The sequence below is a fragment of the Nitrospira sp. T9 genome, from assembly GCF_052156535.1.
Classification (GTDB): domain Bacteria; phylum Nitrospirota; class Nitrospiria; order Nitrospirales; family UBA8639; genus Nitrospira_E.
Genome location: NZ_JBQKUP010000034.1, coordinates 224,761 through 251,383 on the forward strand (window position 1 = coordinate 224,761; position 26,623 = coordinate 251,383).

At 46.3% G+C, this 26,623-nt stretch carries 19 protein-coding genes; 10 read left to right on the forward strand and 9 right to left on the reverse strand.

Annotated elements, in window-relative coordinates:
- The first annotated feature begins 1,243 nt into the window (after positions 1–1,243).
- From ACTRXD_RS09625 to ACTRXD_RS09635, 3 genes are all read left to right on the forward strand, one after another.
- Complete coding sequence (locus ACTRXD_RS09625; RefSeq protein WP_442431594.1) at positions 1,244–1,972, forward strand: HAD family hydrolase; 729 nt, start codon at positions 1,244–1,246, stop codon at positions 1,970–1,972.
- Positions 1,950–2,939, forward strand: a complete 990-nt coding sequence (locus ACTRXD_RS09630) for a UbiA prenyltransferase family protein (RefSeq protein ID WP_442431595.1) — start codon at positions 1,950–1,952, stop codon at positions 2,937–2,939. Before ACTRXD_RS09625 ends, ACTRXD_RS09630 begins: the two co-directional genes overlap by 23 nt.
- 557 nt (positions 2,940–3,496) lie before the next feature.
- Positions 3,497–5,089: a hypothetical protein gene (locus ACTRXD_RS09635; protein ID WP_442431596.1), complete on the forward strand. Its 1,593-nt coding sequence runs from the start codon at positions 3,497–3,499 to the stop codon at positions 5,087–5,089.
- 170 nt (positions 5,090–5,259) lie between these two features.
- Here the strand turns inward: ACTRXD_RS09635 and ACTRXD_RS09640 are convergent, their stop codons facing one another.
- The 4 genes from ACTRXD_RS09640 to ACTRXD_RS09655 form a co-directional block, all read right to left on the reverse strand.
- Positions 5,260–6,216 carry a hypothetical protein gene (locus ACTRXD_RS09640; protein WP_442431597.1) on the reverse strand — a complete coding sequence of 319 codons (957 nt, stop codon included), beginning with the start codon at positions 6,214–6,216 and terminating at the stop codon, positions 5,260–5,262.
- A 736-nt stretch (positions 6,217–6,952) separates the two neighbouring features.
- Entirely contained in the window at positions 6,953–7,966 is a 1,014-nt protein-coding gene (locus ACTRXD_RS09645; RefSeq protein ID WP_442431598.1) for a PKD domain-containing protein, read from the reverse strand.
- A 210-nt stretch (positions 7,967–8,176) separates the two neighbouring features.
- Entirely contained in the window at positions 8,177–9,166 is a 990-nt protein-coding gene (locus ACTRXD_RS09650) for an acyl-CoA desaturase (protein WP_442431599.1), read from the reverse strand.
- A gap of 1,105 nt (positions 9,167–10,271) precedes the next feature.
- Positions 10,272–10,868: a TetR/AcrR family transcriptional regulator gene (locus tag ACTRXD_RS09655; RefSeq protein WP_442431600.1), complete on the reverse strand. Its 597-nt coding sequence runs from the start codon at positions 10,866–10,868 to the stop codon at positions 10,272–10,274.
- Between the two features lie 239 nt (positions 10,869–11,107).
- On the opposite strand from ACTRXD_RS09655, the gene ACTRXD_RS09660 reads away from it, so the two are divergent.
- The 3 genes from ACTRXD_RS09660 (at position 11,108) to ACTRXD_RS09670 (ending at position 13,591) form a co-directional block, all read left to right on the forward strand.
- Positions 11,108–11,569 carry a YHS domain-containing (seleno)protein gene (locus ACTRXD_RS09660; RefSeq protein WP_442431601.1) on the forward strand — a complete coding sequence of 154 codons (462 nt, stop codon included), beginning with the start codon at positions 11,108–11,110 and terminating at the stop codon, positions 11,567–11,569.
- A gap of 82 nt (positions 11,570–11,651) precedes the next feature.
- A complete protein-coding gene (locus ACTRXD_RS09665) occupies positions 11,652–12,248 on the forward strand; it encodes a cytochrome P460 family protein (protein WP_442431602.1) in 597 nt (198 codons plus the stop codon).
- A gap of 653 nt (positions 12,249–12,901) precedes the next feature.
- Positions 12,902–13,591, forward strand: coding sequence for a TIGR04211 family SH3 domain-containing protein (locus ACTRXD_RS09670; RefSeq protein WP_442431603.1), 690 nt, complete (start codon positions 12,902–12,904; stop codon positions 13,589–13,591).
- 101 nt (positions 13,592–13,692) lie between these two features.
- Here the strand turns inward: ACTRXD_RS09670 and ACTRXD_RS09675 are convergent, their stop codons facing one another.
- Positions 13,693–14,127: a hypothetical protein gene (locus ACTRXD_RS09675; RefSeq protein WP_442431604.1), complete on the reverse strand. Its 435-nt coding sequence runs from the start codon at positions 14,125–14,127 to the stop codon at positions 13,693–13,695.
- Between the two features lie 92 nt (positions 14,128–14,219).
- On the opposite strand from ACTRXD_RS09675, the gene ACTRXD_RS09680 reads away from it, so the two are divergent.
- Both ACTRXD_RS09680 and ACTRXD_RS09685 read left to right on the forward strand, forming a co-directional pair.
- Positions 14,220–14,726, forward strand: coding sequence for a ferredoxin (locus tag ACTRXD_RS09680; RefSeq protein ID WP_442431605.1), 507 nt, complete (start codon positions 14,220–14,222; stop codon positions 14,724–14,726).
- A gap of 424 nt (positions 14,727–15,150) precedes the next feature.
- Positions 15,151–15,483 (forward strand): hypothetical protein, encoded by a 333-nt coding sequence (locus ACTRXD_RS09685; protein WP_442431606.1) that lies wholly within the window; start codon positions 15,151–15,153, stop codon positions 15,481–15,483.
- A 987-nt stretch (positions 15,484–16,470) separates the two neighbouring features.
- Here the strand turns inward: ACTRXD_RS09685 and ACTRXD_RS09690 are convergent.
- On the reverse strand, positions 16,471–17,664 hold the full coding sequence (locus ACTRXD_RS09690) for an outer membrane beta-barrel protein (protein WP_442431607.1): 1,194 nt from the start codon (positions 17,662–17,664) through the stop codon (positions 16,471–16,473).
- An 881-nt stretch (positions 17,665–18,545) separates the two neighbouring features.
- On the opposite strand from ACTRXD_RS09690, the gene ACTRXD_RS09695 reads away from it, so the two are divergent.
- A complete protein-coding gene (locus ACTRXD_RS09695) occupies positions 18,546–19,520 on the forward strand; it encodes an exopolyphosphatase (protein ID WP_442431608.1) in 975 nt (324 codons plus the stop codon).
- Positions 19,521–19,674: 154 nt separating this feature from the next.
- On the opposite strand, the gene ACTRXD_RS09700 is transcribed toward ACTRXD_RS09695, so the two are convergent.
- Positions 19,675–20,127, reverse strand: coding sequence for a YiiD C-terminal domain-containing protein (locus ACTRXD_RS09700; RefSeq protein WP_442431609.1), 453 nt, complete (start codon positions 20,125–20,127; stop codon positions 19,675–19,677).
- Positions 20,128–20,516: 389 nt separating this feature from the next.
- Entirely contained in the window at positions 20,517–21,383 is an 867-nt protein-coding gene (locus ACTRXD_RS09705) for a TVP38/TMEM64 family protein (RefSeq protein WP_442431610.1), read from the reverse strand.
- 237 nt (positions 21,384–21,620) lie between these two features.
- Here ACTRXD_RS09705 and ACTRXD_RS09710 point away from each other — a divergent pair, with 237 nt between their 5' ends.
- Positions 21,621–22,145, forward strand: coding sequence for a peroxiredoxin-like family protein (locus ACTRXD_RS09710; protein ID WP_442431611.1), 525 nt, complete (start codon positions 21,621–21,623; stop codon positions 22,143–22,145).
- A 155-nt stretch (positions 22,146–22,300) separates the two neighbouring features.
- Here the strand turns inward: ACTRXD_RS09710 and ACTRXD_RS09715 are convergent, their stop codons facing one another.
- Complete coding sequence (locus ACTRXD_RS09715; protein WP_442431612.1) at positions 22,301–26,512, reverse strand: hypothetical protein; 4,212 nt, start codon at positions 26,510–26,512, stop codon at positions 22,301–22,303.
- Between the last annotated feature and the right edge of the window lie 111 nt (positions 26,513–26,623).

Below are 26,623 nucleotides of genomic sequence, written 5' to 3' on the forward strand. Positions count from 1 at the left end.
TGGGTACTATCTCGAAAGAGAACAGGGGAGAGTATGTCCAGGGAATTCGGCGCCTCAAAAATCATTGATTGTTGGGAGATGACCTTTGTGGGATTTAGCCGCTTTTACTTTCCTTCAAATTTTGAAGATGCCAGGTTTGAAGCAGTAAAATCAATCTATGGTGTTATCGATTGACCCTCGCAATAGACCAATTGAATCCCGAGTATTCTCTGTACGGTTAACCTGGTTTGCCCGTGTGGCCAAAAAATCTAGGCCATGCTAAGAGGATCTTCAATGAACACTTGCCCAAGATTATTATATTAACGGTGTTGACGGCCATGTATTTGGAGTGTTATTTGCCTTTTTTCAGAAGCAAGTGTCAGTATAGCGGGGATAGAGCTAATGTATGATATTTAGCCAGACGAACATCTCCGAATTCCCCATTCCTTCAAAATAATGGTTTTGAGTTGTACTCTGGAAAATTCATCATTGCTATGTATGATTGACCCGTTGACACATTCATGCTTAATGACACCTAATCGAGTAGCTCAGTCAGCCCCGTTAGAGTAAGGGACCATAACCTAGCTTCCTCTTTCTAAGAATGATCGCTTGCTGCATGGATTATGATGAATCATTTATAAATTATCCGACTAGCCCTCGTTATTCCCCCCAAAAAAAATGCAAAAGATTATAGTTTTCATATGCCTTTCGGCTTCATTATAGGAGGAGAGAAAAAAGGCAAAAACCCTGACAACCATCTAAAACCCTATAGGGATCCAATAGAGATCAATCGTCTTACCCCACCGGCAGTTGCTCAAAAGCGGTCTCCCTTTAATAGTGGACGATGGCTTTGTAGGACAAAATTGTCCCAACTATCACCATCACCGTTTTCCCCACCGTCGCCAGAAAACAGCGTGTTTCACAGGAAGAGTTAACCGAGGAAATGAGGCCTCGCTTAAAGTTCTCAACCTTGGCTTAATGTGACCTACGCGTAATCTGAACGGCCTCTATCGTATGGGTTACGGTCCCCCCAGTGGTTCGTTTTTTTACATACAGTAATTCTTGATTCCGATTATGTTCCATACGGAACATTTCTTGCACCTATGGCTCTGGGAATTCTTGATGTCACAAGAATAGTTTTTTTTAACAATCGTCACGTAACTTGATTGATATAAGTATTTACCCACTATATTTCGTTTTTACGAGCTTTTGAGAGTCAATTTTTCAATAACCATTTTTCTGATTATGGGGAGTAGACTGTTTCGTGAAGCTGGTTCACCCGATTCGTGCTGTTTTGCTCGATATTGACGGAACCCTCTATCACCAGCAGTCTCTACGGGGTCTGATGGCCTTTGAGTTATCTGCCGTTCCGTTTGCATTAGGTTCTATTCGTAAGGCTCTGCGTGTCTGGCGAATTTTGAAATGTTTTCGGCAAGGACGTGAAGCGTTACGAACCCTGGAAGATCCGAATACCCCCTTGGTGAATTTGCAATATTCCCTTGTTGCCGAACGAGTCGGTTTGACCCCCAGTGAGGTGGAAATAGTGGTAAGGGAATGGATGTTCCGTCGCCCCTTGAAATATCTCAGGATTTGTCGGCGTCGTGCCATGAAAGAATTTTTTCAATTAGCGGCTGATAGGGGCCTGCGTACGGGAGTCTTTTCTGATTACCCTGTAAGAGAAAAATTGCAAAGGCTAGGGATTCATGCTCCTTTAACGGTGGAACTATGCGCCACGGATCCTGAAATTAACGCGTTTAAACCTAACCCCAAAGGGTTTCTCTATGCCTGTCACCTCTGGAATCTTGATCCCCCGGAGGTGTTGTATGTCGGTGATCGGTATGACGTCGATGCCTATGGTGCCAAAGCTGCAGGAATGCCTTACGTCATATTTTCCCGCAGAGCGTCTCGCGAGTTGGACGCGAGTGCAAAAACAGAATATCGTTCGATTACTAATTTTAGAGGTCTTTGCGATGTTATCCGCTCAACCATGTAACTTTTTTCGGGTGCTCTGGCCTTATGTCCAGATCGCCAGGATCGACCATTGGTTTAAAAATGTCTTTATGATTCTGGGCATTGTGCTGGCCCTGTTTTATGAGCTGGAACTCTTTGCCTGGAAAAGTATTTTCCCTTTGCTCCTGGCTATCGCCGCTACCTGTTTGATTGCCTCAAGCAATTATGTAGTGAACGAAGTTCTCGATGCGCCTTATGACCGTCTCCATCCAGTGAAAAAGGATCGGCCCGTTCCTTCCGGGAAGGTCAAAACCAGTTGGGCCTGGATGGAATGGTTCTTATTGGGGGCTTCTGGGGTCGTTCTTGCTTTTTCCCTCAATGCGTATTTTGGAACTACAGCCCTGTTATTTTTGGTGAGCGGCCTAATTTACAATATTCCCCCGATGCGGACCAAAGATCTACCTTATTTAGATGTGCTTACTGAATCATTGAATAATCCGATTCGGTTATTGCTCGGCTGGTTTGCGCTTGTAACTCATAGCATCCCTCCCCTTTCGCTTGTGTTGGCATACTGGATGGTTGGCGCATTTTTCATGGCCACCAAACGATTTGCCGAGTATCGGCGTATTGATGATCCGATACGTGCACGGGGCTATCGAAAGTCGTTCGGGTATTACACCGAAAATCGTCTATTGCTGAGTATGTTCTTTTATGCGATGGCTTGTTCCTTTGTATCTGGAATATTTCTTGTCCGATATCATATGGAGTTGATACTTTTTGTCCCTATTGGGGCAGGATTTTTGACGTATTATCTTAAGGTTGGCATGCTGAAGGATAGCCCTGTTCAAAATCCAGAAAAATTATACAAGGAAGGTGGGTTCGTTCTGTATGTTGGATTGAGCACTTTGCTCTTTCTCCTGCTTATGTTTTCTGAGATCCCGTTTTTGTATGAGTTATTTAATGTTAATCCGGCCATCATTCCACCTCTTTGGACTATTGGTGAAAAGTAAGTGCCGTCATCTGACCAGCCAAATGATTCCAGGGTACCCGAAGCTTAGGTTTGTGTGTGTATTCTCGTTAGGCGTTGGACAAGGCAACCACCAAACATTCCTTCAGTCTTATGCAGGATTTCCGAAGAAATAAACAAAATTTTGTGACCCGCGTGACCATGCCTTGCGTTGGGGGACCTTGAAGTCGTTAAAGCGTGAAATGCCTCCCTGAGAAAAGTATGCTGGCATGCACGGGATGATATTTTCACTATGTGGAATCTTGCCGACCGCTGGGACGACTCTGCCCCCAATACCTGACGAAAATGTGAAGGGTTTTGGAATGTTGAGATTCAAGCATGAGGAAATTAGGACCTTAGAACATTAGGACTTTTCGGGATGGATCTCCGGCGTTGGGAAGCAGCCGGATTTCTGGTTATGAATGAGTGTGAGAGGAAAATAAATATGACGAGATTACAAAATGCGAAATTACGAACCCTATTTGAAGTAAAAATTGGAGGAAGGGCCCGTTTAGGAGCCGTTTGTTTTCCAGGGAACCTTACTGGAAATGGTTATGTCTAATGGGTGAGATGAGGCGGCAAGACATCTCCAGGGCTAGTTTCGGCTTCTTTATTCTTCAGATTGGGTTGCTGATTTGGGCTGGCTGGGTCAATCAGGATTGGATCAGTACCGATGGGATTTCCTATATCAGAATTGCCCAATATTATGCATCCGGGCAGCTCGATTTAGCGGTTTCCGGTTATTGGGGGCCCATGTTGAGTTGGATCATGGTCCCGTTGCTTGGTTTTGTGGAAGAACCGTTATCCGCGGCGCAGATGGCCATGGGACTATCGGCGATTGTGTACCTTGTGGGCTGTATGGCGATCTTCCGGATTTTGGGGATCGGGTTCTCCGCGGCCCTTGTGGCTCTCGGGATCGTTGCCTTTTTTAGTGTCCACTGGGCGGTTCAAGGGATCACTCCTGACCTTTTGATGAGTGGAATTCTTTGCCTAGCCATAAGCCGAACTTTGCATCCTGATTGGTGCGGTAAGCCCTCCGTCCAATTTTCTGCCGGGCTATTATTCGGAGCTGCCTATTTAGCGAAAGCGCCTGGGTTGCCATTTGCATTTATTCTGATTGTGGCGGCAGGGGTGTTATGGACCGTTTGTCAGCAGACCAGCCCGATACGTGCTCTACGTAGCGCCGCGATTACCTTTCTCGGGTTAATGCTTATTGCCGGGCCTTGGATTTTGGTACTGTCCCTCAAATATGAAAGACCAACGTTTTCGACAAGTGCAGGAATTAGTCATGCCGTCATGGGGCCGCCTGGTGTTGGGCGGGGACATCCCACTTTTTCTGACTTTCTTATTCCGGAACAGGGCCGACTTTCGTCCTGGGAGGATCCAATCTCGAAAAAGTACTCACACTGGTCCCCGCTTGAAAGTACAGAAAATTTTCGTCATCAATTGCGCCTTGTTTACAATAATGTGAAAAAAACTATACGTCTGCTGAAGGACTTTGACTGGCTTGGTATCGGGCTGGTCTCGGTCATATTCGGATTCTTGTTTCATGCCCCATGGAGACAGAATATCCGGTCTGATCGCTGGCGATGGGCAGCAATATTCATTGGGTGTCTTGTGGTGATCTATTTGCCGGGTTATGGAGGAGAAAGGCGATATTATTTTTCTGTCTACCCGTTTCTTCTTGGCGGGAGTTTAGGCTTTGTGGGGTATCTGGCCAAGAGTCGGTCCTGTCAGGAGAAAATTCTTCATATTATGGCATTGTCCCTTGTTTCCTTATCTTTTCTCTTTCTCCTCGCTAACCAACCCTTCTTCCCGGAGAGACCCAGTTACCAGGCGGCGAAAATCCTGAAGGAAAAATTGAACGCCCTTCATATCAGTGGCCCAATTGCTTCGACAAGCGAGTTGGAAAATATTGATTCCTATACCGCCTTCCTGATGCAAGTGCCCTGGCATGGTAGGTCGAAAAGGTCTCAAACAGTCGAAGAGGTGGAATCGTCCCTTGCCAAAATCATCATCGTTGACCGAGGGACTTTGGCGGATGAAAATCTTCATAATGATACGAGTTTCACCAGCCTGGATGGAAACATGTTCGATTCCCTCCGGAGGGATTTCGATCCTGGAGTAAGAGTCTACATCAATACAAAAATATAATTTTGCCAATTGACCAGTTGAGGTTTTGCGGCTCGTTTAGCAATGTTGGCGTTTCAGGATCTTCGGAAAATGGGACAACCACCATTGGTCCTTCCAATGAGAGAGCGAGTTTTTCTGCTAATTTTTTGGAATTCTGCATCCCATCTTCATGTGTAGATCGAGGAGCCTGATTAGTCTTGTGACTCTAATCTGGATGGTGGGTACATAATGACGGACAGGGCGTTGTGATCGCTAAGGATGCCTTTGAATGGAAGGGATTGTGAGTGGTCTGTGCGGATCCCTCTGACGGCAATCAAATCCGGCCCGCTTTGGTGCACAAGGGTTAGCGCATTCGACTTAAGAAATTCTTTCAAAATTTCTGCATCGCGTTCCTCTTGGTCTGGTCGAAGATTCGCATCCATACCGACTAGCAACGGTGCATCAGGAGAAATGAAATGCCTAATGCCTGCAGAAAGCTGTCTAAACTGTAGAGCTCTGGCCTTAATGCTGGCTTCTCCACGACCGGCGTCCATATGACTATTCAGTACCCAAAATGTTGGGAATTGAACAAGCTGAAAACCCTTCGAAAAGAAATCATCGGCTTTATTCAGGTCGGTATTCCAACCTGCAAAGGCCTCATAGGGTTCTGAATGGACAGACTGAGGTTGTTCACGAGCGAGCATCAGGAGTCCGGGGCTCAAACATATGTGGCATATGGCTCGAAGAGGCCACCAGTCACCACCACCGCCTTCGGTGAACAATGGGTGATTTGACCAGGAATGTTTGGTGTATTGGGCGAGTTGTGCCGGCCGGACAAAGGCTTCTTGAAACAGTACAAGATCGAACTTGGAGGCTAGATCCCCAATGCATGCGATCTCTTCTTCGGTATGGGCCTCACTCGAGAAGAATGAGTCGGAAAGAAGGCGGTCATGAATATTAAATACCAAGACCGGAAGACCATGGCTCCCAGTGGAATCAGGAAGATCGACTTCGGAGAGGCCCGCTTGCTGTTGCCAATTCAGGCGACACGGTTCGGTCAATGTAGGTTTCGTTTCAAACTTTCCTAGGCACGCACTCACCATGGTGAGTGCCATTAGGGACAACACAACCAAACCACCCTCCAACCAGCTTGCTTTGAATACGGGCATCGGCAGCCTCCCCTTCATTCAAATGGCAGTCTTCAGTTCCCCTACCTTTGGGATTCGAATCTCGCCACATAAATGTATTTGCTATGCATCCCATATGCTCTCGTGGAGGTTTGTGCGAGGACTCATACTTTTGGCTCTCAATAGAGAAGAAGGTTTCTGCACTCCTTACTTCGCTTAATCGACCACCTTGCTCCTGCGATGAAACCATAAAATAATAGCGGAACCAGGATTGATGTTCACGTTCGGTTCGCCTTATCGTTTATAGGGAAAAATGTTTAACCTATGGCGAATGGCCTCTAGCCGGCTTCCATTTTTGTGTTTCCTTTGATGATGATCCAAGGCGACTAGGAGGTATATTTCTTTTTTTTGAGCTTTGTCATCGACGGGCATTTTTTAACGATTACTTAAGAGATTATTGCTCGGACATTGAGCGGAACTCCTGCTTTTTTTGAAAATTGGGAACTAAAACCTAATGATTCCTATGTTGTCCTAATAGGCTAGATGAACCTGGGAACCTGTTCCAAGGGGAATTGGTACTGCAGTTTAAAAAAAATCATCACTGGCTCGACCCCCGTCCGCCTGTAATAATACGACTAGAAAAGGTGATTTTGGCGGAATTGGGTAGTTGGGTAAGATCTTACCACTATTGAGGAGAATGGATTCAGGGGTGATAAGGGAAAGGAGTGATTACGTTTGGCTTCTGATTCGCGCTGCACGTTCCATGAGGTGCCTCGCGCTAGGGCGTAATGATGACGTCGACAAAGGCAGGTTGACTGTCGGCACCTTGAATGTCCGTGACTCTGAGCGTGAAGCGGAAGAGGCGTTCTTCGACTACAAACGGGGCCAAAAATTTGGCTTGTGCGGAATACGGATCAAGCAGAGGGACTTTACTTCCTCGTACTTGTTCCCAGTGGTACTGGAGGGAGCCACCGTCTGGATCATAACTCCGTAAGCCATTCAAGGTGACTCGTGTTCCCGAAAGGACCGTTTGCGTTTTGCCGGGATCCGAAAGCGGTGGCTGGTTCGGTTCATCGTTAACCTCAACCAGAATACCGAGGGTGGCCTCTTGATGGCGGTTTTTTACGGTGAGCGCGGTTTCTCCATTCCCCACCAGCCGAACCACCCCATTTGGGTTGACCGAAATGATTTTTTCGTTAGCAGACTGATAGGTGGTTCCTGTGCTTTGTGCCCGAAGGGAACGGGAGATTCCATCTGAGAATCGCCCAATCACTGGTAATTCAAACGTTTTTCCGAGAAAGTCCACTTGGTCATATACACGAGTTCCGCTGGCTCGTCCCAATTTCATGGGCTTGTCCGTTTGAAAGTCAATTTCCAGGAGTTCAGCGTCCGGCTCGATTTGAATTAGGATTTCATCGAAGATGGCTAAGGATTCATGTTGGGATTGTCTTCCACCCTGTTCAGCCACAGCCAGAAGCCGATAGGTGCCCATCATCTCTTTGGGTATCAGGATCTTTCCGCCAAAGGGAGGATTATTTTTTGCCGTGGCGACAAGGGCTAATTTTTCTTCGACAAATTCTCGCAGCATATCGTCAAATTCACCATACCAGTAGTAGTTCACCTTGGTGACTCCGGGGAGACCCTCTAAATCCAAGGCGACCGAAATATGATCACCTGACTGGTGAACTGTGGATTCTTTCGGTTCAAGTATGGAAAAGGGCCAGGACGTTTGATATCCAAGCAGAAGGGTGAGAACGGTTACGAAGACTATCGTCATCAGAGCGCGAAACATGTTCGTACCTCACAGGGCGTCAACAGCCATTAGTCTTATCATACATCACCCTTTCAAGTGGGTGCATCCCTCATGATAAGATAATGACGAGTTCTTGGCTTGTGAAATGTGGGAGAGTGAGAAAGGGAAGCCCTGGAGGGGTAAATTTAAAAAAGGCCTGAGTGAATGGCCGGACACCTTAAGTGTTCATTCCCGGGATCAATGGTGTATCTACATTGCCATCTTCTCGGCTGAATCAGTATCCTCGTCCACCTGATCAAGACTTGGGTGATTGAGTACCCATGCGGGGACTGGTCGAATATCCCAAATGATCCCGAAAAGTTGGAGTCCTTCCAGCAGGTAATAGGTGACATCGATTTCCCACCATCGAAATCCTTGCCGGGCAGAACTGCAATATTGATGATGATTATTGTGCCATCCTTCACCTAGGGTAATGATGGCCAGAAGGAAGTTGTTCCGGCTATGGTCCGATGTTGGATAGCGTCGGCTACCGAAAAGATGGGAAAGTGAGTTGATGGTGAAGGTTCCGTGCCAGAGGACAACGGTCGATATCACAAAGCCCCACACCAGCATTTGCCATCCACTTGTTCCCAAATCCGGATAGGCACTGCCCAGCCATTTCCCCAAGAGAAACAGGAGGACTGCCAGCCCGATTGGCACAAGGGTGTCGAAACGATTCAGAAATCGTAATTCCGGATATCGCGCAAAATCCTTGATGCGGTTCAACTTTGTTGCGAGTTGGTCATGGGTTAAAAACCAACCTACATGGCTCCACCAGAGCCCGCGGATAACAGGAGAATGGACATCTGCCGGTTTGTCGGAGTAGGCATGATGGTGGCGATGATTAGCGGCCCACCATAAAGGACCTCGTTGGGCCGCGCTGGCCCCAAGGCAGGCAAACAGGAACTGCATCACTCGTGAGGTGCGAAAGGTTCGGTGGGAGAAGTAGCGGTGATAAAAGCCGGTAATGGCGAACATTCGTACAATATACAAGGATACCGCAACCCCGACCGCGATAGGACTCCAGCCCACCCAAAAGACTGCGAGGACGGCAACATGTAGGGCCAAAAACGGGATCGTTCGAACCAGGTCTATCTCGCGACCATTTTTATGGGAAGCCAGCGCTGTCGCTTCTTGGGTATCAAACAGGGACTTTAACAGTTTCCATGGGCCCAATATGATCCGCTGGATTTCTGGCATCCTTAACGCTCCTCTCTCATGTGTAGGGAATTTCGAGATATCTATAGCTTACGATTCACAAAACTTCATCAAGGCCTTTTTGTAAAACGGAGATCCTCAACTTTCTTAAGATAAAGGGAGAATATACAAACTCTACAAAGTAAACCAGAAGGAGACCTTCTGGCAAATACAATTTTACTAGGAGTATGGCTTTTGGTATACGATGGGAGGCTGGATATCTAATAGAACCCGTTAAAAAATGCCGACTCGAGCGTCCATCATGGTGATATTGAATGTGAGAAATGATCATATGCCATACAAAAATTTTCTTCAAAACTAAAATCCCGTCATTTTTCTGCTGATTGGGTGTGGAAGGGAATCGGTTTCGGGGCTTGGCATATTGTTATGGATGGGGAAGGCAACCTGGGTTTGGTTGATAGATCAAACGCTCCGTTGCATTGGTTCGATCCTGGTAAAGTTCCTCGAAACAGCGGAATGAACGCTAGAGAAGGACTATTCAATTCGAGAAACGCCTACATAATTATTTTGGAAGGTGGAGGGCAAACCCGCGAAAGATGCCCACGCTGTTATTAGCACCTACTGAGTACTATGTATGGGCATAGTCTAACAAAAACAGGCCAGATTTTACCAAATTTTTTCCGTGACATAAACATGGAGCAGCTATGGAAATTTTCATTTATTATCTCTGCTTGAGTGTAACCTGACCTTCTCCCATACCAGAAGGTCCTGGAGGCTGAGTGATGAGGCCAAAATGCAATCAATATAGGTCGCTCATCGTGTATGGGATTTCGCTGAACACAGGATGTCCATTCCTGTATTTCTATTGTATGGGAACATCCGGAAATGCCATTAGTCCCAGGATGGCTTACCCCTGAAACCCTCTCGCCACATTCAGCCGCCCACTGAATATTATGCAAGTGGGCAGGAAAAAATCTCAGCTTCTCCTGTTGGCCTCCCCGGATTTTAAGGCTCATGGCTTCTGATAAATGGTGCGGCGTAGCGGAGCACAACGACCAAGGGCCGAATATGTCAGAAATCATCTTTGCCGAGTGATGATCATCAATAACAATTAGGAGTATCTGATCATCCACCTGGAAATATGATTTTATGTTTGAGGTGTTTCACGTGGACTCTGTTTTTCGATCAGCGCTGCTGCTACCCGTTTGGCAATTTTGGCTGCATCAGGTTTTTGCGACACTTGGGCTGTCACGATTGCGCCTTCCAATAAGAGGGAGAGTTCTTCGGCTAAATGCTGAGGATTCCGCACTCCCATCTGAATGCATAGCTTGAGAATAAACTCCGTCATCATCCGCTTGAAATCCCTGCAGACGTAACGCAGTGAAGTGTCGGGGGTGGAATGCTCACCAACGGCATTGATGAACAGACATCCATAAAAACTCTGTTGCGAAAACCAGGTTTCGGCCACATCGAAAATGGCCAGCAGGCGAGTTTTGGGAGTGCGCGCCTTCGTCTCCACTTGCCGCATGAACGAATTTCTAAACTGTCCGTCATAGTGTCGCAATGCCGCGAGGACCAATTCCTCTTTTGAGCGGAAGTGGGCATACAAGGTTTTTTTTGTCACCCCCGAATGTTCAACAATGGAATCAATCCCTGTGGCGTGAATCCCGTTTTGCGCAAATAAGGTTACAGCTGTCTGGATAAGTTGCTCCCGCTTTGAGGGTCGAGGGCTTTCTTGCGACATTTAACTAGACCTTCTGGTCTACCAATATTTTTGTAATTTTTGTGGATACACAAATATTTCTGAAAGAGATGTATCAGGTTTCTTTTTGTATTCCAATAACATGAATGGTTTCTGAAATGTGAACGCGATTGGAAAAGAAGTGTAACGAAAGGAGAACTCAGCTGACTAGGCTCCATGAAGGATACAGATCTGTATACTTGGATTTATTAACCATTCTATCTTCAAAAAGGAGATCCATCATGAAAATGATGAAGACAATCTTGAGTTCCCTGTTCGTCATGTTCGTGGCTATCGCGGGTACACCCGCTTTCGCGGGGGATGTTACCAATAGCACTCCAGGAATCAGCGGTTATGATCCGGTAGCGTACTTTACGGATGGCAAACCGATGAGGGGCTCCGGTTACCACGTTGTCGAGCACAAGGGAGTGACCTATGCCTTTGCTTCCAAAGAGCATAAAGAAATGTTCGAGGCCGACCCCGGGAAGTATGTGCCAGCCTATGGTGGATATTGTGCCTATGGTGTGGCGGTCGGGAAGAAATTCGTGTCCGATCCTGAAGCGTGGAAGATCGTTCAGGGCAAACTGTATTTGAATCTGGATCGGGATATCCAAAACAAATGGGCCAAGGATATTCCGGGCTATCTCAAAAAATCGGAGGCCAATTGGCCAGAAATCAAAGATAAAGCGCCGTCGGATTTATAAAGGAACTAGGCCGAGGTCCGTCACGGTTTTTGGGGCGGGCCTCAGCCGTTTTTTAGTTACTAATTTTTGTAAGGAGAATTCTATGAAGCAGTTTGTCACCATAGGAACGATCCTCATTCTGGGATTGGGAAGTTTGGCAGGATGGGCGATGACGAAAGAAGAGAAATCCTTTGCCCCTAATGTTCACCACAAAACCGGGGCCATCAATGTTCCTGAAAATTACCGGGAATGGCCCACGCTAGGGACCTGGGCCCACGCCAAGGTTGAAGGTGCGCCCGGTTTGCAGGAATACCACGTCGTGTATACCCAGCCGGACACAATCAGGTATTACAACGAGAAAAACCGGTTTCCCGACGGAGCGGTGTTGGTGAAAGAACTCCTAAACGCCGACACCATGGCGATGACCACCGGGCCGGCAGTCGGTCACGCGACCACCATCAAAGGCTGGTTTGTGTTGGTCAGGGATACGAACGGGCGGTTTAAAGAATCCAGCCTATGGGGTGATGGTTGGGGTTGGTCCTTCTTTAATTCGGACGATCCTCAACATACGGTGTCTAAGGATTATAAGATAGATTGTCTTCCGTGTCACACCCCGGCCAGAGAGCTGGCGCGGGAAAATGCGGTTGAGGCGGATAAATGGATTTACTCGTTTGGTTACCCTGTGCTTCAAAGGAAATGACAGAGCAACTTAATATAAACATCCAATCCATCGGCACTGTTCCATAAAAAGTTTCACTCGCCTCACATTTGTCATTTTCGCCAAGGGTTATTATTTGACTTTGGCTATTGGATGAACCGGGTTCCGGTTCGGAAGCCAGGTTCGTTTCATTGGGCCAAAGGACGCAAAGCCATTTCCATCCAAGATTGCACATGGAATCGTTCTGACTTTACCGTGGAGGAGGGGACCATACCCGTCTGGCCCAACTAAGGTCTTTTTCTGGGTTTGAACGTCAGCCCGGTTACCTCATTCATATGTGGTGGTCATATGATCATCTGAGTCGAAGATCAAGCCTGTAGATATGGTTTTCATTTCATCCTACCTTGCTCACCTACCTTCTTTAGGCTCGTTTGCGTGATCATTTCCGGATCTTCTATATTCGTGGACAGAAAAGGGGATTAACTAGTGGGTCAATACAGGATTTAACCTTTTTAAGCCTCTATTTTCATGAGCCGATTTTTTGATGTCATTGACACATTACGGCTCCTTTGCTACTTATCGGCTTGGTCCCCCAGGGCTTATACATTTCCTATTCCCAGTGAGTACGACACGTTACCTTTCGCCGAAAGAACTCCTTTCTCGAAATGCGCAACACCATGAGGAGGTTAAACGCTTTGAAATTTTTAATCTATCTCGTCTTTTTATCCTTCTCATGGTTGGGGCTGACCACACAGCCCTTGGCTGCGGTCGGAGACGTGAATTACATCTCGGACGTAGTAACGGTGCCGCTACGCAGTGGGCCCACTACTGCCCATCGCATCCTACACCGTGGCCTACCAAGCGGGACCCAACTGACCATTCTCGCGATAGACGAGGAGGCGGGCTTTACCCAGGTCAGGACCACCGATGGGATGGAGGGTTGGGTTACGTCTCAGTACCTCATTGGAGAACCCATTGCCCGGGTCAAGCTGGCTGCAGCCGAAAAGCGCCTACAAGGTCTTAAAGCTGAAATCGAAAAAGAACGCGAGGCGCGTGCAACTATCCAGGTTGAGCACAAAGAAACCGACGCCAACAACCGGACACTTAATTCGCAGGTGCAATCCCTCTCGAAAGAACTCGCGGAACTGAAACGTATATCGGGCGATTCCATCAACGAGCATGCCCGTAACATCGAACTTGTTCAGCAGAATACACTTTTAGCCGGCCAGGTTGAAGAGCTATCCGCCAAAGCCAGGCAGCTCGAAGAAAACTCACAACTTAAATGGCTACTGTATGGGGGCGCTCTGGTCCTCATCGGCCTGTTAATCGGAGTCATTCTCAAAGCACGGCCCAGACAGACGACGAGTTATTCCCGCTATTCGTAAGGAACATCATAAAAAACCCATGCCCAAAAGTCTGTGCTCCCTTAGGCATCTCTCTCGCCCAGACTCGATTCAGACCTGTCGGGTCAATCCATGCCTTCCGATTATTTCAATGCTTCAAGGGTTGCACGGAGTTCTTGGACCTCCGTCTTAAATAAGGCGAGGTGTTCATCCCGTTGGGGTTGCGTATCCTTGAACTTCCATAGCCGTTTAAAGATAGCCCACAATTCCTTATTATGGGTCACCGCGAGAGCGTAGGCCGGTGTTTCCCGTTTGGCCTCGTCCACACAACACAAGGAATTGTCGAAGGCATGAAATTGATTGTGCAGGTCGTCCAATGGCTGATCGGACCCTGTTCCCCCTTTCGCGGCTTCCGCACTGGCTTCCATCATAGTGGTCAGGTTCAGTACGGTTTCGAGACTGGTGGTCCCTTTAGCTTTTTGGGCAAATTCATCCGCACGCGGATAGAAAACATAACTACATCCGCTCAGCCCGGTTATCAGAGCTGCTATCGCGAAAATGGCGGTAATCTTTTGCATAAGCCCCTCCAGGGTAAATGGGAATAGGTTGTGTAGAGTGTATGATCTCTAGCCTATAAAAGATTGTTTAAAAAAATTGTGTGGATGTGTATGTGAGCGCGTCCATCAATATAGAAATATTCTACCTATCTGAATCCTGGAGCGAAATTGACTTCGGAAGACATTTTTTCTGCTTTTTGTCTCCCAAGGCTCAAGGCGCAAATTTAACTCAGTCTCCAGGCCATGTGGGTCCATCTCCTTTAACTTTCATTTCAAATTCAACATCATTCTTATGTAATGTAAAATGGCATGGGCATCTTTCTGGAGGGTATTTTAAAACAATAAGAGAACGAATGAGGGCTAAACTTTCCAAACGATTAAAGGCAAAGGTCGAGGCCAATTTCTTTGTCGATTCCACCCGGATCGGTTGTGATATCTGTCGACAATTGGCAGGGGGCACGTTTGTGGAGGTTGGTGAGTGTTCGACGGTATGTCACCACCCGGGATCTCAAGAAGAAGAATTTTTCGCCTATCAAGCATTAATAGTCTGTCCTGTGGGGTCATTTGTCACTATGATGAAGAATCCTTTTGTTACCCCTAACATGGTGAAAAGATGGTAATCCATTTTTAGCATTGCGATGTGTATATGAAGTTGGTTAAAGATGTGCGATATGAGGGGAGATTCGGATACCAAATCTTTCACCGAGATATCAAAAGAGGCCGAGTATGTCCGCTCCGATCTCTTTAAGCGAATCAACGCAGACCATACCGAAATTTGTGGGAACGGATGATTCCCACGTCTCTGTGCAGAGCAAATTCTTCAGCCGATTGGTTTTTATTTCAGGAAAATTGGAACGGATTCCGGCAGACATTTTTCCAGCGAAGTATTGTGAATGGGTTTTTTTGGAAATATCCTAAAGTAGCATGCCGATCTTTAGGTAGACGGTTGTGGTTCTTTCTTTTTGGCAAACCATTTCTTACCAAAAGATGGCATAGGAAAAGTACATGGATAACCAATAATCATTCATCACACAGGAGGAGGTTATGAACATTCAAGGAAACTGGAAATTGGTGCTTGCAACCACAATGATGGCCCTGATGGTCGGGTGCGCATTCAGTCCGCCAAGCAAAATGGTGAAACAAAATGACCATGCGCGTTTGGCGGATTGGTACCAGAAAGAGGCGAGTGACCTTCATGCGCGGGCAGAAGAAATGCGCCAAATTGAGAAAGAATATGAGTTTTTGGGGACCCCCAAAGAAGGGCATGAATCAAGCCTTGTGGAACATGCCAAGAATTTAAAGGACTATTACACTAAAGCTGCGGAAGTTGCGGAAAAGATGGCGCAGGCTCATGCTGAGCAGGCAAAAGCCCCGTAAGGACGTGAACGGGAATCTTTCAGGCTTTCATGGGGAAGCCGGATTACTAATTATTAAATTGTGCATGATGGTCAATACTCATCCTGGGATGGGCCATTAAACCTTTATTCAAATTTGACGTCCAGAATATTTGAATCCGTATCCTTACCGGCCGATAAAAATTTGGTTTTTATTCCCCGGTGATCATCTGTGGTGGAATCGGAAACTTGGGTGTAAATCTCTCACCCGCGATATCCCGAGGAAACGGATAAACCTTTTCCAGAACCTGGAATGTTTGCAATCAGTTCGGATGGTAAGGTCCATAATAGGTATTTCCAACATGTCCCCCAACAGGTCCGATCCCGATGAGTTGATCGAAATCTTGGAAGGGATTCAGGCAACTAATTCCCGATCCGGGGAACATATGAATAACTTTAAAGCCTCGGTACTTCCATTTTTTCTTCTTCTTCAATTCCTTCGTTTTGGAAGTAATCGTTTGACGCTTTGGTCCTCGCTTTAGGTCGAGTTGGGGGTTTGTTCTCCGCCCAAATCCAACCCATGGCGATTAACGTGATCACAATAGTGAGACTGATGGTTAAAACCAAGGACCATGCCATGTCATTGCCTCACTTGATTGGATGTGTAAATAATTTTCTTTTGCCTGTGTGAGGTAAGTGAGCAATCATGATGCCAATTGGTGGAAGAACCCTTTCCCAACCACTCTGAGTTTAAACGCTTGAATTCTTAAGAGAAAAGAAAATCAGACAAGGATGGAGGGAGATCGACAAGTGGTTAAATCGTGGACAGGTGTCTATGAGGAATTTTCACAATAACCAGTTTCCGGTTTTTCCTTCTATCCAATCACCTGAAGGGAAAAACCTGCGCTAGTTTCTCTATGGGTTTCCTGCCTTGATCCCTGTGACGCCATTTCAGTCAGGGTGCTTCTTGTGAACCAGTTCTTTCCGGGGCAATACGCATCCTCATCCATGCTCAGCTTGTGATGGTCTGTCAGGGTGAGTCGAAGGTCCAAATGACCGAGAAAATCAATAAGTTCTGGGAAGGCGTCAGAGTGTTTTGCCCACCCTTGAAGAACCCGCCACCGGAACCCGTAGAGTTGTCATGGCGGTATTCGATCCGAAATATGGAATTGGTCCATTCATAGGGAAGCCGGTATTCCGAAGTGGCGGTGACCGCCCAGATGAATTGGGCAAAGCCGGTTATGAGACCATTCGGGTCCGAATAAAGCTCCGGTCGAAGCGCGACAAACCATGGTTTGGTGATGTGCCAGCGCGTATGGAGCGTCGCGCCCATATAGAGTAATCGGGGATTGCCAGGAACCGAGGCATTCTTTTGGGTTCCCAACTGATACTGGCCCGCAATTGTGACCTGCTTCCCTTTCCATTCAACGATGGTGTCTGAAAAAAATCGCCAGAATTCCAGTGAGGTGTTCGATTGATCAGGCCCATAATAGATGGTTTCTTTAATCGTCCAGGAGCGACCGGGTGTGTATGTCGCCTGGGCTCCATAACTCGGAAGGTCGTTGGCGTTTTGTAGATGGAAATATTCATTGATGACAAAGACTGCACCGGTCCATCGGTCGTTGATTGAATAGACCGCATTCGCCCCGAACATGAGGTACGGTGAGTAGTCGGCCATCCAGGAGCGCGTATAGTTAAAATTATCCTTGGCGTACAATGATTCATAGCCAATGAGGCTGTTAAAGAGTCCTGCCTGAATCGTCAAGCCGTTGCCGACCGGAGCCAGGTAGGAGAAATTCGCGCGACCGAAGTGATGCCAGACATCGGACCCGGGAACATGAGGAAGGTTGGTCCCGAACCCGAAATCTTTGGAATCCTGTCCGCCCTGCCCCAATAGCTCTGCACCCCATCGGGACTGCTCGGACGCACTCTTCTTAATATAGGCACCGCCCATGTTCAGTTCGAGCTCGTTGACTTTGGGCGTGGTGGCGCGATTGCGAAAAAGGTGATTGCCGGGAGAGTTAAAGTCATGTGAATATCCAAGATCCACAAACCCGCCGTAGTGCCATTGTGGGGACTGGGCTTTCGGTAGCTGGGCCGCAACATCCTGCGACAGTACCTTTGTCCGGGGCAGACGCTCAGGTTCCTCTGCAAGGGCCTGAGTCATCCTGATCAAGCATGTCACCAATGTGATCATGCCCATCCACCAGGTAATCGATATCATGGTCTAATCGTTCTCCGTCTCCAGTTGTTTTCGATCGGACTAGTTCTATTTGATGCTCCCCCATCTCTCGGATGAACGGATGGAGAGGAACTCGCATCGGCTGGTTTGTTCTGTCATGTAAAGATATGTGTCTGACGATTGGGGTGCCCTTTACCTATAGCAGCAGGACCGTTTCAGGATAAAGGCTCATGTGACTGGTGTCATCCAGAACTCGTTGGTACTGTATTTTTGTGAGGAAAAAGGTCCTGGTTTGGAATCTGCCAACTATGGACAACGTCCAGGTAGGTACTGTAGGGGGCTGTTGAAAAAATCCGCCAGCGGCGTTCTCGCCATTTTTCCGTGCTCACGTACTGGAAGTACGCTCTGCGCGCAAAAATGACTGCGGCCTTTCCTTCGAGGGGCCTCAGGACAGGACTGGACGGACCCTTCGGGAAGACTCAGGGCATGCTTTTTTGAACCGCCCCGAGGCCTCTAATATGCAAAGTGCCTGTGGGTCAATATGCCCTTGGAAATTGTTTTTATTCAACACTCCCTGTAGGCATTCTTCAACGAAATAAATGAAATCGGTGAGGTCGACTTTGTCACCGCATTTCATCGCCAGGATATAATGTTCGCGGACCTGGTTTGTCTGGGGCATGAACTGGATTTGAGGCAAGAAATCGACTCCTCTCAATGCGAGAAAAAGAGCTACGGGCTTCTCGTTTCGGGCTGAGAAGTCAAACACGGAAGTCATATATCCTTAAGATCTGAACCTCATGGCCGAAAATATGAGTAGGCCTTGGCCGTTCGGGCTGCGAATATGATGCTGCAAACCTCGTCAATCATAAACAAGCCTGTGGTATTTTCTTATCAACCTCGCTCCCCTTTGAGGATCAAATCTTATGGCTACTGAAAAATTTCGATTGGTGACCCGCAGTGATTTTGACGGACTGGTCTGTGCAGTTCTGTTGAAAAAAGTGGGGATTATTGATGGGATCAAGTTTGTGCATCCGAAAGACATGCAGGACGGCAAAGTGGCGATCTCCGCCAAGGAAATCACCACCAATCTGCCGTATGTTGAGGGCGTCCACCTCGCGTTTGACCATCATCTGAGTGAAACCATTCGTAATAAGGGTAAGAGAAGCAATCATATTATCGATCCCAAGGCGCCTTCTGCTGCCCGGGTGGTCTATGAGTATTACGGTGGGGACAAGACATTTCCGGCCGCATGGAATGAGATGATGGATGCGGTCGATAAAGGCGATTCGGCCAAATACGATATCAACGAAATCCTCAACCCGAGCGGCTGGGCCTTGATGAATTTCATTATGGATGCGCGTACCGGACTTGGACGCTTTAAGGAATTTCGTATCTCCAATTACCAGTTGATGATGGAACTCATCGAAAAATGTATCAGCCTCAGTATCGATGAAATCATTGCCCTGCCGGACGTGCAAGAGCGGGTGCAGCTCTTCCATAAACATGCCGAGTTGGCGAAGGAACAGATCCAACGATGCTCGACTGTCCATGATAATCTGGTCGTGCTGGATTTGCGGGATGAGGAGACTATCTATGCCGTCAACCGGTTTATGATTTATGCCCTGTATCCGGACTGCAATCTGTCAATCCATGTGATGTGGGGATTGAAACAACAAAACACCGTGTTCGCAATTGGAGCGTCAATCGTCAACCGGAGTTCAACGGTCAATATTGGAGAACTTTGCCTGGCGTATGGCGGCGGGGGGCACCGGAATGCGGGCACCTGTCAGGTCTCGAATGAAGTGGCCGGGAAAACACTCAAAGAAATCATCGGGATGATACGCATGCGAAGCATGACCCAGGTAGATGCAGGAAAGCCAGCCTATGCGACGGTTTAACAGGCAATAGATCCAGAATGTCATGGTGTAACCGGTACCGAAATTGAGCAGACTATTTCTCGACCAGATTTGGACAAACCCCCATCTTTAAAAAGATGCGGATGGTTTCCCATTTGCGGTGCCATGGTAGATTGATGGTCCATGGAGGCTGCCATTAATCCTGTTTCATCGTTAACGCCACGAAATCCCCTTCGAATTTCCCGACCTGTTCGCCGGTGCAGCTCAGTGTGGCCGCGACGCTGATTCTCGCCAGATTCTTCCGTGCAAATGTTCGTAGAAACTTTTCCCAGGCCAGTGAGTCTTGAATGGTGGAAGAGGCCTCAAACGTACTCGCAATAGGACGCTCATAGGTCATCGTATTGCGCTGGATCACCAGACGACACTTCACGTGTTCCTGATGTAGCCGAACATACAGAATGGCCCAGGCTGCCAGGATGGCCACAGCCGAGGCGCTCCCACCAAACACGGTTTCCCGATGATTGATATTGGGAGCAAGAGGAGCGCGTAAGGTGACGCCATTCCAGCCGACCTCAATGACTTCAACGCCCATGGCGCGTGAGAGCGGAATATGCTCGTGTAGATACTGCTCTAAGTCATATCGTTTCATGGGAGAGCTCCTCCCTATTGAGCGCCAGGAAACAAGATTGAAACATAAGAAAAATCCCCGGAAAATTGGCGAATCGAGAGACCGGGTTTACCCGTCCTGGTCTTGGCGCCATAACTTTTCCCGAAGAATGTATTCTGTTCGCTTCTCCAGAAGCTTCTTAAAGAGTTCTTTCTCCTGCGCCTGTTCTTCCAATGCCATAGTTTCCGTGGTTTTATTGTAATCGTTTCAATGCCAGAGCTCGAGCACGACCACGGAGAATGTCCTCCAGAGGTTTTTGTAGCCGTGGGTCGACGCCAAAATAACAGGAAAGGCCCTGGTAGCCTAAATATTCGGAAATGGCTTCCCGTCGAAATTTCTTCCTAATCTCGCTGTTGGCACTCTTTCACAATTTACTTCATTGGGCCGTTGCATGAGGCGCAACGTGGTGCCCCTTCAGCAAAGTCCTTAGTTGGCGGTTGAAGCGGAGTTGATCCGGGAGTCGGAATCGGGGCCTCTCCTCGCAAGAGTTTGACGAAGCGTGAGTCGGGGAATCGGAGAACAAGTTTGGGGATGAGAAGGAGCAGCACGACCATAGCAAGCCCCAGAACCACCGTGAGCCATGTTCCTCCTGTGACAGAACTTCCGGCGTAGGTAAGTGCGAGAGTTGGAGGAATCATGCCCAGAAAAGTGACCAGTGCAAACATACGAAGAGACATGTTGGTGAGTCCAGCTCCATAACTGATCAAGTCGAAGGAAAAGATCGGCAGTAAACGGGACAAAAACACAAAAACCGCCAGGTGGTGGTCTGAACATTTCTCGCAGAAGGCGATGTTCATACGAAGGAGTCTGCTCAGTACTTCCCGTCCCACGGCCCGCCCAATGAGAAAGCTGATAATGGCTCCCAATTCCGCTCCCAGCACCGCATAGGCGGCACCAAGAAACGGCCCAAACGCGGCCCCCGCAGCAATGTCCAGCGGCAGGCTCGGAATGGGGCTGATAATCACGGCGAGAGCCATCAATCCCATAAACAGAAAAGGGGCGGATGGCCCGGCCTGGGAAAGCCATTGGGTGAGCCGGTCAGGATTGAATACCTCACCGACGTCGACGTGCTGCGTGGCCAAATACACCGCTATCGGCAAGACAAGCAACGCTGCCGCTTTAACCCAGAATAATAAAGTTGTCAGGCGCCTATGGGAAAAACGGGAAATCGGGGATGGATTGAGCAAGGTCAGGACGCCTTCCTGAATATGAGCCTTTTTAAAAACGCCTGCTCTCAAGTTCCTAAATTTTCGGTCCCATCAGAATTGCACTGCGGATATTCTCATGTTGTTAGATGAAGTTCCATCAAAAAAGGATCATTTATCCACCTATGAGAGATTATTACACTTCCCGGGCTTGTTAAGATGAGATCAACCGGGTCTTTTCAAAATTCCAAAATAAGGCAATCCACACGATCATATGGATTGGACCGGTTTATACGAAAAACTGAACCAATCTTAAAGGAGGTAATACCCATGGCTCCAACAAAGCTTTCGTCGGGCCGGCTCCCTGAATTTACACTTCCGCTGGTCAACGGGGGAGAGGTCACATTGGGCCATCCCAAAAAGAAGGGGAACTGGCAGGTCGTGTTTATCTATCGGGGGTTGCATTGCCCGATATGTAAAACCTACCTGAAGAAACTGGAAAATTTTAAAGAAAAGTTTCCCGCTGTGGGAGCAGAAATGGTGGCCGTCTCAGGCGATCCGGAACACAAAGCCAAGAAGATGGTTGAAGGAACCGGCGCAACGTTTCCGGTGGCCTACGGGCTGTCGATCGAACAAATGAAGGAACTCGGTCTGTATATTTCCCTTCCGCGCTCTCCGAAGGAAACCGACCAACCGTTCCCCGAACCCGGCATGTTTGCGGTGAATCCGGAAGGTCAGGTCCAATTGATCGATATGTCCAATACGCCCTTCAACAGGTCGGACCCCGAGGAATTAATTGATACCTTGAAATGGATTCAGGAGAATGACTATCCGATTCGGGGAACCTATGAATAGAGAATCCTAATATTTGATGTTTGCCATTGGAGCTTTGGTCTTCCATGCAACGGGTAGAGGTCAAGAATCCGTTGACCAAAACGGTAAAACAACTCAATCTCCCAATTCATTTTTTCCAGTCGTAGTAAGATAGGAATAAACAACACCTTGAATTTCTATTGGCTATTAGAGGGGCATTTATATTTTATCTCTCCTTCAATTTGCCCATTATTCAGAGTGTAGATACCGGAAAGTTCCAACCCCCTTGGGAATCTTGTCCCACTGAAAGAAGTCCCATAAATATTTTTTTCTCCAAAGCATGTCCAAAAAATTTTTAGATTATTACCCGACAAAAATTGTTGTAGAAAGGTTTTCTGAACATTCAAGGCAGAGGGACCCCCCTTTCCCACTGAAGGATCAAAACAAACGACTTGTCCCTCCTTGGATAGCCATTCACCCATATTTTTAGAATATTGTAGATTCAGGTATAAGTAGAAAATTTCGCATGGAGCAAGAAACGAAGGTTGGCTTTCATAATCCGCACCGGACTGCCATCGGTACCCTTCTGAGGTTGGGAGAACATGCCCTATTACCTTGGATCTGTTCCCTGGATCATTCACTTCATCCCAGTCTCCGCCATCGTAGTATGGTTTTTTAAAAAATTGATAAGCTGGTGACCAAAAAAATTCCCGACTAAATACTTGGTACCGATCATTCCTTTCATGGAGCCAGTCCCCAGAAAATTGTTGATCTTGGAGGAAATGAATTATACTGTCATATTCATCTTCTTTTACGAGGTAACTTCTAATGTGATACCAAAGGTGCTTTCGAGGAAAATGAAGGTCATCTTTTCCAATGGGAACTGACTCTTCCCAGGAAAGGTGCCTCTTAAGAACTAACCAATCCGAATTTACGGTGGCATTGTCATATATTACGGAGACAGGATCTGGTAGATTCTGGTGGCTGAAAAGCCAATTTTCATGTGTGTCATCCATATCAATATTGTTCCCAGAATTACCAAATTTCATTGAATCTTGTGAAACCTTTCTTTGATGATGCACAACTGTAGGATCAATATTTCTAACAAAGGGTTGCCAAGGCCCTTGATACCAAACATAATGCTTATCTTCACTCCACCGTGTGTACTCATCCACCATTTGAAAATTATCAGAAACTCGGGCAAGGACTTCATACAATGCAATCCACTGGTACTTCTTCCCGATCCTTTCTCTTTTATTTGTATGTCGGTCGCCACTAGTAGCGTGTCTGTCAAATTTTCCATGTTTCTCAACATCATAGCCATATTTTTCAAATATGAGCTTACAGGCATAATTGCTTAAATCATTTGGATTGAAATTCTCCCAGTCATATAAGGCACTTTGAAAGGTGTATCGACCAAAATCTCCATACATACAAACCCCCCGCCCATACTCCGTTACCATTGAGCTTAAAATTGAGTTTTGGCCCCAATAATAGTCCTTGAAATCCGGATTTTTATAATCGAATTCATAAGCATCTATTTCATCGTTACTTGGGAAGGCCGAAGGAAAGGAGCTTCTGTATGGTGGACGTATAATTTCAATATTTTCTAGGGTAATACATTTTCTGTGGATGGCATATTCCACAATGTTTCTTGCGTAATCTCTGACTAAAATATTGGGATAGACTTCATCAGCTTTAAAAAGTTTCTCAATTATATAATGTGAGAGATCCTCCAACCCTTCAATCTTTTGAGAGCGCAGGACCCCGCCATAAGCTGCAGCGAAGATTCGTTCATAGACGTATGGGTCGTCGACTTTCTCGAACTCCACCAAGAGTGTTTTTATTGTTTCAAAGCTATTTTCTAGTAATACGACTAACGCTTTTGTTGCCGAATCTCTGAATGAAATATTAGTGCTAGTGAAAAGCCAAGTCAGAGCCTTGGCTGCTAATAGACGGGATTCACTGGATAAGTAAAACTTGTCTTCTTCCGACTTGGCCCAATCAATGAGCCTAGGCATTGAAGACCCCTGGTAATCTTGATCATGGAGATTTATCGTCCAGCTTGCATCTCTTACAGCCATGGTGAACTGCATTAAATAACGGTGCAGGCTATCAGCATTGTAGAAATGTTCGGGGTCGGTAGCTACCGAATAGACCATCTGAAAAAATAAATCGAAGGAATTTTTGTAGCGAAAAACATATTTATTAACGTACTCAATACTGGTTTCTTTGATAGTTTCGGGTTTCCGCCAAATCAAACTGTTGATAAAGGAATCAATTATTCCTGTATCATCTTTTTTCCCATCATCAACTAATTCGTATAATTCTTTTCCGGTCCTCTCAGGAATTTGTATGGCTAACGACTCTAATAGCCCTTGTGTGAAACCTGAATCTTCAATGTAGCGGAATAGCCTACCTTTTTCTCTGAAAATTTCATCTAATGGGGTGTTCGGAAGGGTCCTATCGAGCAAATATGCCACTGTAAGATGATCTTCAAATCGTTCATAAGCTAAATAAATACCTTCCTCAAATTCTCCATTTTCTTTCAGGAATAAATTCTTGGCAAAAACCCCTTCAGATATAAGGGCATCTAGGAACCGCCGTGCATTACTAAATTGAGATATAATTTGATCAGCTAATTCGAACGCCTTCTCATAGGGAACAGTGCTAAGTTTATTATCTAATTTGAATTCAATAAGCCTATCAATTACTTTCCTGATAATTTTTTGGCCAGAGGGGTAATCAAAAAAACTTGGGGTTGAAAGCTTCTCATCAATACTCTGGATGAAAAAATCAACGATACTGCTGATGCCCCCATATCCTTTGGGGACATTTGTCAATCCCGAGCGATGTAACCCTTCACAAAAAAGCTTGAGAAATAATGGATTTTTGAATTCAGGGTTAAGCAAAGGCACGCTTGGTTGCTCAATGCCATACTGTGAAAAGAAAAATCGCGCGGATTGATATTCGATACCATCAAAACCAAAATGAGAAATTTTGGTTATCCCAGTGTTTTCAATGAAATTGTCAGGCACTAGGAGTTTTTCATAAGAGGACCGAACGCTGAGTACCAACCCAATCCAGGGGTATTTAGAGAACTCTTTAACGAAGCCCCTAATATGTTCTGGCCAAAAATACCTGCCTTTCCCCTCATTAATTGCATCCACCAGAAATAATAGTCGTTCGCCCTGCGCTTGTGCCCTAGCCTCCAGAGCGCCTAAAAGCTGGGTTTCATTACAGTTCAGTCTAAGCAGATTGCGTAGAATTTGTGTCCATGGTGATTCTTCAGATCTAAATTTTTGCCCTAAAAGTAATATGCAGGACTTTTTGGCATTTATTCTATTTGACGCTATGTCCGCCAATAGGTGTGATTTTCCGATTCCTGCTGGGCCAGAAAGCAATGCAATAGGACGATTTACTACCTTTAATATCGAACCTTGAATAAAGTCAGAAAAATCATACAAAGCTCCTTTTGCTTTATTTATTTCGTACTTTAGGTAATCAAAAGATTCTTTTCTGTCTTTTTTGTCCAACTCGATGTTTTTATCGCATTCGGAGAGTGCCCTCTCAATTATCTCGATACTTTTGTCCAGTGAATCTGTGTCAATTTCAACCAATTCCTTGCTTTGGGATTCTAAAAACGCCTTTTCAATATTATTTATAGCAGCAGATATCAGATTTATTTCATCTCTGAACGGGAACCTGCGTAAACTGTTCAAAACTTTATTCAGATCTAATAGAAATACATGAAAACTTTCTTTTATAAATTGACGAAAAGCATTGTTCCTGCTAATAGCATCAAAATTCCTGGCAATTTCTAATTCAACGTTCAGTTCAGGAGTATAACGTTTACCTAAATCACTGATGCTGGTCTCGACATGGGACTTAAACCATTGGTCTGAAAATTCTTCTCCTGAAAACCAGAAAAATTTTCTGCCAGCATTTTTTTCCTGAGATAATCTGTGAGCAAGTTCAGAGCTTCCCCAATATACAATGCCAACTTCCCTGTCTTCTGCTTTGGCATAATCAGTCCATTCAGCCACCTTTTCATTCCATCGATCCATGAACCACTTTTCCTCAAGGTGCCGAGGATCTTGTCTATCCAATGGAAGGCAAATTATGTATTTCTTAAGGTTTGGGTGGGTTTTAAGGGCAGTCTCAAAAGATTTCCTTAATTGTTGCCATTGCGAACTCCCCATGGAAAAGAAATACTTGGCTTGCCAACCATACTCGTTGCCATCTTCTAAAATGCAATAAGCTTCTACCCCCCCGTCTGGAGCGGCAACACGGTAAAATTCTTTTTTCCCTTCAATATCCTCTTCCCTTGCTAATTGGCATACCAATTCTTCAAAAGCATAATTTTGAGAATTATTAAATGGTTTTATATCTTCCCACCGAAATGACATAAAAATTCCTGAAAATTGTTTTTTTATTCACCTACCCGTATCAGAGATTTCATCTTTTCCTTTATGGAATTATCGAAAGGTTTTCGCAGCCCACTGTTGGTTGAAGAATAA

What these genes read in the sequence shown, in the direction of transcription:
- ACTRXD_RS09630 (WP_442431595.1), top strand. Translation starts at nt 1,950, where the DNA reads ATGTTATCCGCTCAACCATGTAACTTTTTTCGGGTGCTCTGGCCTTAT.
- ACTRXD_RS09635 (WP_442431596.1), top strand. Translation starts at nt 3,497, where the DNA reads ATGGGTGAGATGAGGCGGCAAGACATCTCCAGGGCTAGTTTCGGCTTC.
- ACTRXD_RS09640 (WP_442431597.1), bottom strand. Translation starts at nt 6,216, where the DNA reads ATGCCCGTATTCAAAGCAAGCTGGTTGGAGGGTGGTTTGGTTGTGTTG.
- ACTRXD_RS09645 (WP_442431598.1), bottom strand. Translation starts at nt 7,966, where the DNA reads ATGTTTCGCGCTCTGATGACGATAGTCTTCGTAACCGTTCTCACCCTT.
- ACTRXD_RS09650 (WP_442431599.1), bottom strand. Translation starts at nt 9,166, where the DNA reads ATGCCAGAAATCCAGCGGATCATATTGGGCCCATGGAAACTGTTAAAG.
- ACTRXD_RS09655 (WP_442431600.1), bottom strand. Translation starts at nt 10,868, where the DNA reads ATGTCGCAAGAAAGCCCTCGACCCTCAAAGCGGGAGCAACTTATCCAG.
- ACTRXD_RS09660 (WP_442431601.1), top strand. Translation starts at nt 11,108, where the DNA reads ATGAAAATGATGAAGACAATCTTGAGTTCCCTGTTCGTCATGTTCGTG.
- ACTRXD_RS09665 (WP_442431602.1), top strand. Translation starts at nt 11,652, where the DNA reads ATGAAGCAGTTTGTCACCATAGGAACGATCCTCATTCTGGGATTGGGA.
- ACTRXD_RS09675 (WP_442431604.1), bottom strand. Translation starts at nt 14,127, where the DNA reads ATGCAAAAGATTACCGCCATTTTCGCGATAGCAGCTCTGATAACCGGG.
- ACTRXD_RS09685 (WP_442431606.1), top strand. Translation starts at nt 15,151, where the DNA reads ATGAACATTCAAGGAAACTGGAAATTGGTGCTTGCAACCACAATGATG.
- ACTRXD_RS09690 (WP_442431607.1), bottom strand. Translation starts at nt 17,664, where the DNA reads ATGATATCGATTACCTGGTGGATGGGCATGATCACATTGGTGACATGC.
- ACTRXD_RS09695 (WP_442431608.1), top strand. Translation starts at nt 18,546, where the DNA reads ATGGCTACTGAAAAATTTCGATTGGTGACCCGCAGTGATTTTGACGGA.
- ACTRXD_RS09700 (WP_442431609.1), bottom strand. Translation starts at nt 20,127, where the DNA reads ATGAAACGATATGACTTAGAGCAGTATCTACACGAGCATATTCCGCTC.
- ACTRXD_RS09710 (WP_442431611.1), top strand. Translation starts at nt 21,621, where the DNA reads ATGGCTCCAACAAAGCTTTCGTCGGGCCGGCTCCCTGAATTTACACTT.
- ACTRXD_RS09715 (WP_442431612.1), bottom strand. Translation starts at nt 26,512, where the DNA reads ATGTCATTTCGGTGGGAAGATATAAAACCATTTAATAATTCTCAAAAT.